The following is a 12,550-nucleotide window of genomic DNA, read 5'->3' as shown; positions in this document are numbered from 1 at the left end:
AGCTGACCTTGACCTTCTGCCAGTACCTTCCTTGTGCTTGCCTTAACTTGCCCAGTGACACCAAACCTCCTGCCTGTGGGCCCATCCAGGGATCTTGAAGTTCACCCCGTGCCGTCGGCCGGCTTGGCGAAATCTGCCTTGGCGGTCGAGCTACGCTGGGCGCTTTCGTCGAAGATTGCATCCAGCGAATGACGGAGATCCTTCATCAATTCGTTCTGGCGCGCGAGCGCCGCGATGCGCCGCTCGTAGTTCAGAATCGACTTCGTCAGCTCGCTGACCTCGGAGGATCTGCTGGAAGAGGCCGCCCCATTCTCCATCGCCTCGACCAGGAAGGCCGCGTTGGTGGCCTTTGTCCGGTAGCGATTCTCAAGGCCGTTTTTCTCCGCCTCGACCTCGGCTGCGATCTGGTCTAGCAGCTTTGCCAGGCGGTCAAGGCGCGAGATGTCGGTCTGCCTGTCTCGAGCCGGATCCCTTGATCTGAAGCCAAATATCGAGGCCATGCGCTTAGTTTCCTGTCATAGCCAGCCTAAGGCTATCCCTGTGCCCGTCCGGCCAAAAAAGTCTTGTCGCATCGTCCAGCTCCTCTGACAGGAGGACATTTTCGTGCCGATTCAAACAGCCAATCAAAATTGCTGCACCGCAACATACATGCCATCCCCAAAGCGAGTAGGCAACCACTATCCGGCGAATCGGCAATTCGCATCACTTTGAAGCGTGGTAAGGACCTGTTGACATGATCGGCATGGCGCCGGTTGCGGACCAGCTCAAGGCTTGCCGACCGGGCTGGTTGCGGCCATGAGAAAGCGCAGCGGCGGCACAGGCTGCTTCGAGGCAAAGCCGGCGCGGCGAAACAGCGCATCCAGCTTGTCGGCGGCCACGCCGCGAAGGATGGGGATGAGGTTGGATTGGCTGGCCAGGGCGTAGGCCGCAGCCGATGTCAGCCCCTGCTCGTTCTTCACGTCGAGGAAGTTTCGCAACCGATATTTGTCGCGTACCTGCCGTTCGTGCCTTCTGAGCACGGCCTTAGAGCCTTCCGGCAAACTATCGATCGTCAGCAGCGCCAGATCCGCGTCGGCCAGACGCTTGAGGTCCTGCGTCTTGTGCTGGCCGCTCAGCGAGTCCGCGCGAACGATCGCGCCATAGCCGCAGGACCTGATGACTTTGAAGCGCGCCCCGCAAGCAACCGCGCGCGCGTAGAGTTCATAGTCTTCGCCCAGCCGCAGGTTTTCGTCATAGCGCAGTCCATGTCGGTCAAGAAAATCGCGGCTGATCACCGGTTTGAGGAAACCCAACTCACCTCTCTGCACACGGCGACTGGAGATGTTGCCTTCGATGAAACGCTCGAAATCGAGAAATTCCGGATCGGCCGAAAACCGCGGAGCGGTGATTTTCGAGACGTCGGTCGCCGCATCGTCCCTGATCATCATGATGTTGTCGGCAGCGAAATCCCAATCGGCGCTGGCGAACAACTCGCGAAATCTGCCCTCGAGAAAAAAATCGTCGGCGTCCAGAATGCTGATGAACGGCGATTTGGAGCTGGCGATCGCGGCGTTGCGGGCGAAAGAAGGACCACCGTTGACGTCGAACCGGATGACGGAAAGCCTGCCGCTGCCATCGTCGGCCGCCCGAGCGACTTTCGCGGTATCGTCAGTGGAGGCGTCATCGACGACGACGACTTCGGCCACCTCCGGCTCGCGCAATGCCGATGCAATGGCAACTGGAATTGTCCGCGCCGCGTTGCGGGCGGCGATGATCACGCAGACCTGGGGTTCTGTCATCAATTCGCCTCTCGACTGCACAGGTAGCTCCGAACTTCTCGCCGCCCCCGGTTTGATGTCCAATGCAGCTCTCGTTCTCACTGACTGTCCGGCTGTTCGAAAAAAGCGCCAGCCGGCGCTTATGCTGCAAGTGCGAAGCAAAGCATCGTTAAAATCAGTCGCGCCGTCCAGTCTTTCCTGTCGGTGTCGTCATGGCGCAAATCGATAGAGCGGTGAAATGCCCGCGGATAGACGGACCGCTTCGCAAACCGTCCCTGCCCATTCTGGATGGAGCCGTCAGCGCAGTCGAATCGCTGATCACCAAGTCGATCGACAGAGTTTAGGCATATTAGGATCCGCAGCTGAAGGAAAAATCCGGAAGCCGGTTGTCCAGGATGCTGTCGGGCGAGCAGTCCGCCAGCAATCCGGCCGACGCTTTCTGTCGTCAGGTCAGTGCAGGCTTCTCCTGGCACTGAACTTCTCGCCGTCGGCCACTTCGGTCGAACTCAGCGTTCGCTCGGCATCGCGAATCTTAGCAGCCGAGGTCGGTGAATTTCTGACAACCATGACGAAAACCAGCAGAAAGTAGCCCAGCTGGATGACAATGGCGCAGGCTATAGCGCGAAAAAGCGTTGTGCCTAGCGAAGCGCCGTCGAGATAAGACCAGGCGACCACAATCGCCAGAGCGAAAATCATGCCGACAATGAATTTTGGTAGCGACATACCCGACAGCCCGTCACCGTGCTCGGGCAAAAGTCGATGATCGACCCGCCCCGAGCCCCCTTCGCCATGCGAGCTTGTTGAGGCCGCTCGCTTATTTGGCCGGTCGCTTCCGGCCTTCCCACGCTGTCCATACTCTGACAGAAACAATTTGCAATTCTATTAAGGTGTGCAATAGCGGGCAAGGCCAACCGCAAATTATTTTGGATAAGTTCGCGGGATCGACTCTGCCATGTTGCGATGCACACATCGACATCGCGACCAGTCACTCGGTATGGACTCAATCCAGTAGGAGCTACAATATTAATCAGTACTTTACTTTAAAGTCGCTCTATAACTTACAAAACTACAGCACGACAATGCTCAAAGACGCGGCACAAAGAGCGATTCGCCGCAAATCAGCCTCAAAAAGGCACTAAATTTTTCAAGATTGCCCAAAATTTGCCTCGAACTCACCACAAAGGCCAACATTTGTGCAGGATCGGTTTATTATTTAGTCAATTCATGACGTGATTATTTCAGGCGCTCAAGAAATTGTGTGTTGCGATGCAGCATTTTTTTGATATCGTGCGGTAAACCATCCGTTCAACGTATGGAGTTTACGCATGAGGGACGCAGCCAAGCCGGCCGACGCGAATTTTTCGCAGGCCGGTATCGATTTTCCACCGATCGGCGGCCTGCTCAAACGCAGCTTCGATATTGCGGGTTCACTGATTGGCCTGGTTGCTCTCAGTCCACTGTTTGTAATGGTCGCGCTGCTTGTCAAATTTTCCGACGGCGGGCCGATTTTCTACGGTCACAGCCGGATCGGTCGGGGAGGACGGATTTTCCCGTGCCTAAAGTTTCGCACCATGGTTCAGGATGGCGAACGGGTGCTGGCGGCATATCTTGCCGCCAACCCGGAAGCCAACGCCGAATGGGTAGCCACCCGCAAGCTCAAGAACGACCCGCGCGTCACGCGCGTCGGGGCCGTGCTGAGGAAGCTCAGCCTCGATGAACTGCCGCAGATCATCAACATCCTCCAGGGTGACATGAGCCTTGTCGGTCCTCGCCCCGTGGTGCGAGACGAGCTCGAAATTTATGGCAGTTCGGCCGTTTATTACCTGAAATCGCGCCCCGGACTGACCGGACTCTGGCAGGTCAGCGGCCGCAATGACGTTTCCTATGACAGCCGCGTCGCATTCGATCGCCACTATGTCGAGAACTGGTCGCTGGTCGAGGACATTCGCATCATCATCAAGACCGTGCCTGCCGTCTGGATGTCGCGGGGCTGCTACTGACCGGCCGGGAGCCGGTTCTGTGTGGAAGAGTGACTGTCCAGATGCCAACCATTCTGCAGCAAGTTTCATCGGGCGGGGCTAAAGCGGATCGGAAAACGTACAGTTGAAAACAGATATCCTCGAAATCTCCTGCGCCGGCATTGCTAGCAATCGCATGCGGCGGATGCGGCTTATGACCGCTTGCCTCGCGCTGGCGCTCACCATTCCCCAACTCGCCGCCGCCGATGAGTATCGCCTCGGATCGCAGGACAAGCTGACCATCCGCGTGGCCGAATGGCAGACCGTTGAAGGCACGTTCCGAGACTGGACGGCCGTCAACGGAGAGTACACAGTCGGCCCGGCCGGGACATTGTCCGTGCCGTTCGTCGGCGAAATGCCGGCATCCGGCAAGACCACATCCGAGATCGCGGCAGCGATCGGCCAGGCGCTCCAGCGCAAGCTCGCCCTGGCGGACCGGCCGGAAGCCTCCGTCGAAATGGCGGAGTACAGGCCATTCTACATTTCCGGGGAGGTCCAGACGCCTGGCCAGTATCCCTACGTGCCTGGTCTGACCGTCCTGAGGGCGATGAGCATCGCCGGCGGTGTCCGGCGGGCCCCCGAAGGACAGCGGTACGACCGCGACATGATCAATGCCAAGGGCGATTTTGACGTTCTCGAAGACCAACGGGTCCGGCTGATCGTCAGGCGCGCGCGCATCGAAGCGGAGATGGCGGACAAGCCGACATTCGACGTGCCGAAGGAGGTGGCCAACGATCCGAAGGTGGCAAGCGTCGTTGCGGACGAGATGGCGATCCTGACGGCCGATCAAAAGAAGCTTAAACTGCGCCTTCAGGCGCTCGACGATTTGAAGAAGCTACTGCAGAGCGAGATCGATTCGCTGCAGAAAAAGATCGTCAACCAGCAGCGGCAGGTCGACCTGGCAAAGGAACAGCTCAGCGGCATCGGCTCGCTGGCGCAGAAAGGCCTTGTCGTCAACACGCGGGTTCTGACTTCGCAACAAACGATCGCCGACCTGGAAGGCCAGATCCTGGATTACGACACGGCCATCCTTACCGCCAAGCAGTCGATCAGCAAGGCCAATCAGGATGCCATCGACCTGGAAAACACTCAGAATGCGAGCCTCGCCGCCGACCGGCAACAGGTAGAAGCCGATCTCAGTGCGACGATGCTCAAGATGAACATGCAAACCGGCCTGATGGCCGAAGCCATGTCGGGGAACCCGGCGTTACAACGCTATCGCGACGGTGAAGAGCCAACGATGTCCTTTGCCCTGGTTCGGGTGGTCGACGGCAAGACCAGCGAAATTGCCGCCAGTGAAGACACGCCCGTGCTGCCCGGGGACGTGATCAAGGTGAAGCTGGCGCCAATGGCTAGCCAATAGAACTCGAGCGATCGAATACCCCAACGTCAGCTGACGCTCAAAGGGAGCGTCATGCCGAGGCCGTCCGCATAGATGCACGCTTCTCGGCGAAAAGTGCCAATCGGTGGGGGAAGCGTGGTGAATATCTATCGTGCTAAAAGGTATATTAAAGGCGCAATAATTACATTCATCTGGGCAGTGAGAGGTATCGAAATATCCGATCGAGTTTCGGTACTTGGTGTCTCGCCTCATGTAGCAGGAAAAGGCAATTTTAGATTTGGCTCTCGCGTTTCGTTTCGAGGGCTTGGGTCACGTTCCTGGTTTCATGCACGCCGGAACGCAAGTCTGTCAATTGGCTCTAGATCTTTTATAAACAGCGGAGTCACGATCGACGCATCTGTCGCAGTAAGCATCAGAAAAGGATGCCTTATTGGCGATTCGGTTGTAGTCCAAGACTCAAACTATCATGAGGTTGAAGAGGGTGCCGGTGTTAAAGCGAAAGCTGTCCTGATTGGGGATAATGTTTGGATAGGCCGAATTCAACAATCCTGCCTGGGGTCGAATCGGGGATCATAGCGTAATTGGAGCTGGCTCTGTGGTCACCAAACGTGCACCCCCGCGAAGCCTGGTTGCAGGAAATCGCGCCCGAATAATTCGCGAAATTGTGGCGCCCCAAGATTACATTCGTTTTTGAGGTAATTTTAACGAACGAAATCAAGGTGACATTCTGCGCTTTTCTTAGCCCTTTGCGGTTTCTGGTTCCGCGAGGCTCGCCGCCGTCCACCGAGGGCGGGCGACAGGCACCTTCACCAGTTTGAAGTAGCTGTAATACAGAAGGAAGGAGCCCATAATGTAGGGGTTGAGGGTCTCGACCTCGACGAAGGACCGGATGAACAGAAGCATCATCACGCCGGCAAGAATCACAGATTCGGCCTGCCACGTCCTGAATATCAACGCCGATATGTGGCCCCACAGCGTGCGCACGATGATCAGCGAAATCAGCGTCGCCCCGACATAGCCAAGCTCGACGAGCGCTTCGACATAGGTGTTGTGGAAGTGGAAGCCGCTTCGGGTCGTGATGTAGAATTCGTTCCAAAGCCGTTCGGCCTCGGCGAAACCCTGCACCCAGTAGCCCGCGTAGCCGACGCCGAGGATCGGCGCTTGCTGCGCCGCACGCCAGCCCTGCTCCCAGAGATAGGTCCGTCCGGTGAGCGTGGAGTCTTTTCCGAAGACGCCTAGGACGAAATCCAGAAGCCCCGCAAAGGCAACCGCGGTGACCGCGACCAGCCCGCATGCGCCGACCAGGAAAATCACCCGTCGGTAGCGGAGCGAAAGCTTCTTCGCCATGGCAAGCAGAGCGACCAGAGCGAGAACTGCCGGTATCGAAGCCATCGAGGTGGCTGAATGCGAAATGACCAGCAGATAGGCCGACAGGACGAGGACGGGCGCCGTCAAGAAAAGGCTGATCCGGCCGCGCCTGAGAAAGGTCAGCAAGACAACGCAAAAGTAGATGCCAAGGGAGGCGACAAAGCCGATCTGGTTCTTGGAGCTGAATGCGCCGACGAAATTATACGTCCCGTCGAGGCCATCATACGAATAACCCCCGACCATAAGCGAGTAGAGCAGGACGAGAAAGATCCCGATCAGTGAGCCTATTGTCAACGTCCGAACGCTGACGGTGCGCGCGGCGATATAGGCGCAGGCGATATGGGAGCAATACTGGATCGCCGTCCTCAACGTGATGCCGGGAGCATCCGACCAGAACACCGAGAGGCAGACGTAGATTGCAAACGCCAGTGGCAGCCACGCGCTGGAGGCATGTCGCAACAGCCGCCGGTAATCTACCATGATCAGGGGAAGCCAGACCGCATAATAGGCCAGGATCAGGATCTGGCCGAAAAGGGAGGAGTAGGAGAACGCCCAAATGGAGATGGCGACAGCAAATGTGCCATAGACCGTGCTCTTCTCCGGGTCGACCAACAGAGATTTTGGTATCTTCATCTCGGTAGCGAATTCCCGTCCATGCAGTTCAATGCCGATTCGCGTTCGCGCCAGGCGCGAACGCTTCCATTGTGCAGTGCAATATAACCCATCCCCTGCAGCCTGTCACCCAAATGAGGCGAAACAGCCACAAGGACGCCCCCGGGAAGGCGGTAAAAGGCCGCGACAGTGTGGCAAGAACCGAGCATCCAGGCCGGCTTCTGGCTCTAAACATTGTGAGCGCCTCGGCATCACGGTCAAGAGCCATCGCCGCCGGATTCATGAGAAGCTCGGCCATCGCGCGGAACTGTTTTCGCAGTTCTTTCAGCACCGGACCGAAAAATAGCAGCCGGCATTCCTTGCATCCGTTGCAATGAATGAGGCCCTCCGCGTACGCTATGGCGGGGACAACCAGACGATGGCCGCAGGGATAATTGCAGACGCTGGCGGTCCCGATCTGCTGGGCTGGAGCAAACGGATGGACAAACCTCGAATCTTCCTGGGCTCATCGGGGAAGCAGAAAAAACTGCTGCAGGCGCTGACACGCGGTCTTGAAGACATCGCGTATGTGGAACCCTGGACGACATCCTTCAATCCCGGGACAACCACACTGGAGCGCCTCCTTGAGCTTACGCGTGAAGTCGACTTCGCTGCTTTTGTGTTCGCCCAGGACGACTGGACGAGTGCAAGCCTGACGGCATCACCTGCTCCTGTATCCGCTCAAGCTTCTCCGCGAGACAATGTGGTCTTCGAAGCCGGCCTTTTCGGCGGTGTCCTCGGAATGCGCCGAACGTTTATCCTCCATGCCAACGGTTCCAAGCTTCCAAGCGATCTCCTCGGCCTGACGTCCGTGAGGTACGGCGAAGCGACAACCGCCGCCGAGATGAGAGCGGTCAACCAAAAGCTGCGAAAAGCGATCGAAAATGAGGGCCGCGCCGCCCGAATAGAGGGTCTTTGGTGGCAGTTTTCCCTGTCGGAGCGGACCGTGAAGGAACCTTCCGCGGTGAGCCTCCTGCGTATCTCGCGAGACCGCGATGGTGCGCTGGAGCTAGCCGGCCGCTCATGGCAAGAGAATGGCAGTCTGTCCGCGAGATACTGGAGCGAAGCGGTAAAGGAGAGAAAGGAGCCTGCCGGCATCTTCTACTTTTGGAATGGAGAACGGCCCTTGGACGCGAACGCGTCGCAGTTGTACGGGACAGGAGAGATCCGGCTGGAGTCCGCCGATCGCGCGTCCGGGTACTTCACCACACGAGCCGACACACAGCCAAAACTGAACGCCCGCACCTCCGGTGTCTATCTGCGCGCCGAGCCGGAGGACTTGAGCATCCTGGACGGGCGCGACAACCAGCGACGAGTAGAGCTGATCGCGGAGCGGCTGGACCATTGGAAATCGATCAAGAACGTCTGAACCCGGTGCGCGCGGCGTAACTCCAGCTAGCCCGACGCTCTAGCCCTGCCGCGGCTTTTCCTACCGCCTCGTGGCCCACCATGAACCTGTTCGGAGCTTCAGCCTCTGGCTTGAACTTCTCCGCCATTGACTTCACATTCGCCGCCGATTGGGAGGAAGAGCACATGCCGATGAGTTTTGCGGGACGGTTTGCCGGGCGGTCGGCCGTGATCACTGGTGGCGCGTCCGGAATCGGCCTGGCTGTCGCGCTAAGAATCGCTGAAGAGGGCGGGCGCGTTTGCGTCTGGGATCGCGACCCCACCCAGATCGAGCAGGCCAAGGCTGTCATTGCCGATTTGCATAGCGTGACTGTCGACGTCGCCGATGCCGTGGCGGTCGAACAGGCCGCCCGGCAGACGATCGATGCCCTTGGCGCGGTCGATATCATGGTCACCAGTGCGGCCATCACCGGACCGAACATGACGACCTGGGACTATTCGGTGGAGGATTGGCTCCGGGTCATCGACATCAACGTCAACGGCGTCTTCTACTGCAACAAGGCGCTGGTTCCGCACATGCTCGAGCGCAATTACGGCAGGATCGTCAACATCGCTTCGATCGCCGGCAAAGAGGGAAACCCGAATGCCTCTGCCTACAGCACCTCCAAGGCGGCGGTGATCGGCCTGACCAAGTCTCTGGGCAAGGAACTGGCCAAGACCAAGGTGACGGTGAACTGCGTCACGCCGGCGGCGGTGCGCACCGCGATTTTCCAGCAGATGAGCCAGCAGCACATCGATTTCATGCTGTCGAAGATACCGATGGCGCGGTTTGGCGAGGTCGAGGAAGTGGCGGCGCTGATCTCGTGGATCGCTTCCGAGGAATGCTCCTTCACCACGGCCGCCGTTTTCGACGTTTCCGGCGGCCGGGCCACCTATTGAAGCAAGTCGGGCGATCTACCGCCAAGGCCGCCAGACTGGAGTTCCCGTCGCTTGCTTAGCGTCGAACCTCGACTGTCCGACGAAGACCTGCTCGACCGCTTCCAGTGCGCGGCCTTCGGCTATTTTCTGGAAACCGTGAATCCGGAGAACGGGCTGGTTGCCGACACCTCGCGGCCAAATTGGCCGGCAAGCATCGCGGTCGTCGGCTTCGCCCTGTCCTGCTATCCGGTCGGGGTCGAGCGTGGCTGGATGACTCGAGATGCAGCCGTAAAGGTGACGCTTGCCGCACTGCGCTTCTTCTGGAACAGCCGGCAAGGCAATGGCGACGACGTCACCGGCCACAAGGGTTTCTATTACCATTTCCTCGACATCCGGACCGGCCTGCGCACCTGGCGATGCGAATTGTCGATGGTTGACACTGCGCTTTTGATGGCTGGCGTGCTCGTGGCTGGCGCCTATTTCACGGGCGACAATGACGAAGAAACCGAAGTCCGCGAACTGGCGGAAGTCCTCTACCGGCGCGTCGACTGGCGATGGGCGCAAGGCAGCAATTCGACCTTGCGACAGGGCTGGAAGCCGAAGAGCGGCTTTCTGCGTTATGGCTGGGAAGGCTACAACGAAGCGACCATGCTCTACGTTCTGGCAATGGCCTCCCCGGACAAGCCAGCCTCGGACGACAGTTATGCCGGCTGGACGGCGACATATCGATGGGAAAACATCGACGGCTACGACGTGCTCTATGGCGGTCCGCTGTTCATGCACCAGTTCTCGCATGCCTGGATTGACTTCGACGGCATCCGGGATGCGTTCATGCGGGAGAAGAACTCGGACTATTTCGAAAACAGCCGCCGCGCGACCTACCTTCATCGGGATTATGCGCGGCACAACCCCTCTGGCTACGACGGCTACGGCGAAGGACTTTGGGGCCTTTCGGCGGGTGACGGACCCGGCAACTTCCGCGCGAAGATCGAGCGGCGACCGCGCAAATTTTCCGGCTACGCGGCGCGCGGCGCACCGTTCGGCCCCGACGACGGAACGATAGCGCCGTGGTCGTATCTCGCATCGCTGCCCTTCGCGCCGGAAATCTGCCTGCCGGCGCTGCGCCACCTCAGAGAACGCCACCCTGAGGTGGTCGACAGTTTCAGGGTGCCGAGCGGTTTCAACCCCACGCTGGCGAACCGGCGGAAGTTCGGGCCGAGCGGCTGGATATCGGATGCGCATTACGGACTGGACCAGGGTATCGTCGTGCTGATGATCGAAAACCACCGCTCGCGCCTGATCTGGGACCTGATGCGGTCGAGCCCGCATATCCGTCGCGGCCTGTGCAAGGCCGGGTTCAGCGGCGGCTGGCTATCGCAGCCGGCGAACCCTAAGGACCGTGCTGAATGACGGCTACCGCCCAGCTGTCGCTGTCGTGTCGGATACTAAGATGTTCGCCCTTCCCAGCAACTCGCGCTTGCTGGGAAGGGAGTCACTGGCCTGCTCGCATGTTCGATTTCATTTGGCCCGGCAAGTCACCGGCATGATTAGCCGGCGAACGTGTAGGCGGTCTTCACCGTGGTGTAGAACTCCGCCGCGTAGCGGCCCTGCTCGCGCGGGCCGTAGCTCGATCCCTTGCGGCCGCCGAAAGGCACATGGAAATCGACGCCCGCCGTCGGCAGATTGACCATCACCATGCCGGCCTCCGAGTTGCGCTTGAAATGCGTGGCGTGCTTGAGGCTCGACGTGCAGATGCCCGACGTCAGCCCGAACGGCGTGTCGTTGGCCACCGCCAGCGCCTCGTCATAGTCCTTGACGCGGATGACGTTGGCCACGGGCCCGAAGATCTCCTCGCGCGAGATGCGCATGGCGTTGGTGGCTTGCGTAAACAGCGCCGGTTGCAGGTAGAAGCCGCGGGTTTCGCGATCGAGCCGCTCGCCACCGAAGGCCAGGTCGGCGCCTTCCTGGCGGCCGATGGCGATATAGTCTTCGTCCTGTTTCAACTGGCTCTGGTCGACCACCGGTCCGATCTGGGTTTTGGCATCGAGAGCGTCGCCGACGGCCAGCTTGCCCAGGCGATCTTTCATCGCGTCGACGAAGCGGTCATGGATGCCGTCCGTCACCACCAAACGGGACGATGCCGTGCAGCGCTGGCCGGTCGAGAAGTATGCGCCATTGATCGCGCAGTCGACGGCGACCGCAAGATCTGCATCGTCGAGCACGACAAGCGGGTTCTTGCCGCCCATTTCGAGCTGGAACTTGCGCATGTGCTCTACGCTGGCGGCAGCTACGCGCTTGCCGGTGCCGACCGAGCCGGTGAAGGTGATGGCATTGAGGTCAGGGCTGTCGAGCATGGCCTGGCCGACGACCGAACCCTTGCCCATGACGAGATTGAGCACGCCTTTCGGCAGGCCGGCGCGGTGCAGGATGTCGACAATGGTCCAGGCGCTCTCCGGAACCAACTCGGCCGGTTTGAAGACAATGGTGTTGCCGTACGCCAGGGCAGGAGCGATTTTCCACGCCGGAATGGCGATCGGGAAATTCCACGGCGTGATGATGCCGACGACGCCGACCGCCTCCCGCGTGATTTCGACACCGACGCCGGGCCGCACGCTTGGAACCAGCTCGCCAGACAGGCGCAGCGTCTCACCAGCAAAGAAATCGAAGATCTGGGCGGCCCGCACGGTCTCGCCAATCCCCTCGACCAGCGTCTTGCCTTCTTCGCGCGCCAACGCCCGGCCGATTTCATCTTTACGCGCGGTGATCTCGTCCGACGCCTTCCTCAGCACCGTATGGCGTGCCAGCAGGCCCGATCGGGACCAAGCCGGAAATGCCGCTTTCGCCGCCGCGATGGCCTGCCGGGCCTGCTCGGCGTCCCCCGACGCATATTCGCCGACCACATCGTCGAGATTGGACGGGTTGATGTTGCGGGAGCCGGCGTCGCCCACCCACTCGCCATCGATGAGGTTCTTTCGAAACGGGATCATGTCGCTGTCTTCCTTGTCGTCCTTCGATTGCCGTCTATCTGGACCACCGGCCGCCACACCGCAAGGCCGCCGGCGGCAAAGTTCTCTTGCTCGACAGGCATGTGCTAGGTGTCGAGGCGGTAAAAGTTGATTCTAGTGTTGTGCGACGCGGATCGCACCGGG

10 protein-coding genes and 1 pseudogene are annotated in these 12,550 nt (G+C 59.5%); 6 read left to right on the top strand and 5 right to left on the bottom strand.

Features of this window, described 5'->3' with window-relative positions:
- Nucleotides 1-101 precede the first annotated feature (101 nt).
- The 3 genes from ACWTU7_RS10230 to ACWTU7_RS10220 form a co-directional block, all read right to left on the bottom strand.
- Nucleotides 102-500, bottom strand: a complete 399-nt coding sequence (locus ACWTU7_RS10230) for a hypothetical protein (protein ID WP_455839872.1) — start codon at nt 498-500, stop codon at nt 102-104.
- 264 nt (nt 501-764) lie between these two features.
- Entirely contained in the window at nt 765-1,778 is a 1,014-nt protein-coding gene (locus ACWTU7_RS10225) for a glycosyltransferase family 2 protein (RefSeq protein ID WP_455839871.1), read from the bottom strand.
- Nucleotides 1,779-2,207: 429 nt separating this feature from the next.
- Nucleotides 2,208-2,480 (bottom strand): exopolysaccharide production repressor exox, encoded by a 273-nt coding sequence (locus tag ACWTU7_RS10220; protein WP_287335776.1) that lies wholly within the window; start codon nt 2,478-2,480, stop codon nt 2,208-2,210.
- Nucleotides 2,481-3,082: 602 nt separating this feature from the next.
- On the opposite strand from ACWTU7_RS10220, the gene ACWTU7_RS10215 reads away from it, so the two are divergent.
- From ACWTU7_RS10215 to ACWTU7_RS10205, 3 genes and pseudogenes are all read left to right on the top strand, one after another.
- A complete protein-coding gene (locus ACWTU7_RS10215) occupies nt 3,083-3,757 on the top strand; it encodes a sugar transferase (RefSeq protein WP_455839870.1) in 675 nt (224 codons plus the stop codon).
- A gap of 172 nt (nt 3,758-3,929) precedes the next feature.
- On the top strand, nt 3,930-5,138 hold the full coding sequence (locus tag ACWTU7_RS10210) for a polysaccharide biosynthesis/export family protein (RefSeq protein ID WP_455839869.1): 1,209 nt from the start codon (nt 3,930-3,932) through the stop codon (nt 5,136-5,138).
- Between the two features lie 518 nt (nt 5,139-5,656).
- Nucleotides 5,657-5,811: pseudogene (locus tag ACWTU7_RS10205) on the top strand (acyltransferase); the annotation flags it as partial.
- A gap of 44 nt (nt 5,812-5,855) precedes the next feature.
- On the opposite strand, the gene ACWTU7_RS10200 reads toward ACWTU7_RS10205, so the two are convergent.
- Nucleotides 5,856-7,118: an O-antigen ligase family protein gene (locus ACWTU7_RS10200; protein ID WP_455839868.1), complete on the bottom strand. Its 1,263-nt coding sequence runs from the start codon at nt 7,116-7,118 to the stop codon at nt 5,856-5,858.
- Nucleotides 7,119-7,470: 352 nt separating this feature from the next.
- Here ACWTU7_RS10200 and ACWTU7_RS10195 point away from each other — a divergent pair, with 352 nt between their 5' ends.
- The 3 genes from ACWTU7_RS10195 to ACWTU7_RS10185 all read left to right on the top strand — a co-directional run bounded on the left by ACWTU7_RS10195 (nt 7,471) and on the right by ACWTU7_RS10185 (nt 10,811).
- Nucleotides 7,471-8,505, top strand: a complete 1,035-nt coding sequence (locus ACWTU7_RS10195; protein WP_455839867.1) for a TIR domain-containing protein — start codon at nt 7,471-7,473, stop codon at nt 8,503-8,505.
- A 164-nt stretch (nt 8,506-8,669) separates the two neighbouring features.
- Nucleotides 8,670-9,422 carry an SDR family NAD(P)-dependent oxidoreductase gene (locus ACWTU7_RS10190; protein WP_455839947.1) on the top strand — a complete coding sequence of 251 codons (753 nt, stop codon included), beginning with the start codon at nt 8,670-8,672 and terminating at the stop codon, nt 9,420-9,422.
- A 51-nt stretch (nt 9,423-9,473) separates the two neighbouring features.
- Nucleotides 9,474-10,811 (top strand): glucoamylase family protein, encoded by a 1,338-nt coding sequence (locus ACWTU7_RS10185; RefSeq protein WP_455839866.1) that lies wholly within the window; start codon nt 9,474-9,476, stop codon nt 10,809-10,811.
- A 137-nt stretch (nt 10,812-10,948) separates the two neighbouring features.
- Here ACWTU7_RS10185 and ACWTU7_RS10180 read toward each other — a convergent pair whose 3' ends face one another.
- Nucleotides 10,949-12,385, bottom strand: coding sequence for an aldehyde dehydrogenase family protein (locus ACWTU7_RS10180; RefSeq protein WP_455839946.1), 1,437 nt, complete (start codon nt 12,383-12,385; stop codon nt 10,949-10,951).
- Between the last annotated feature and the right edge of the window lie 165 nt (nt 12,386-12,550).

The sequence above is a fragment of the Mesorhizobium sp. BHscii genome, from assembly GCF_053848065.1.
This window is presented reverse-complemented; position numbering and strand designations above follow the sequence as displayed.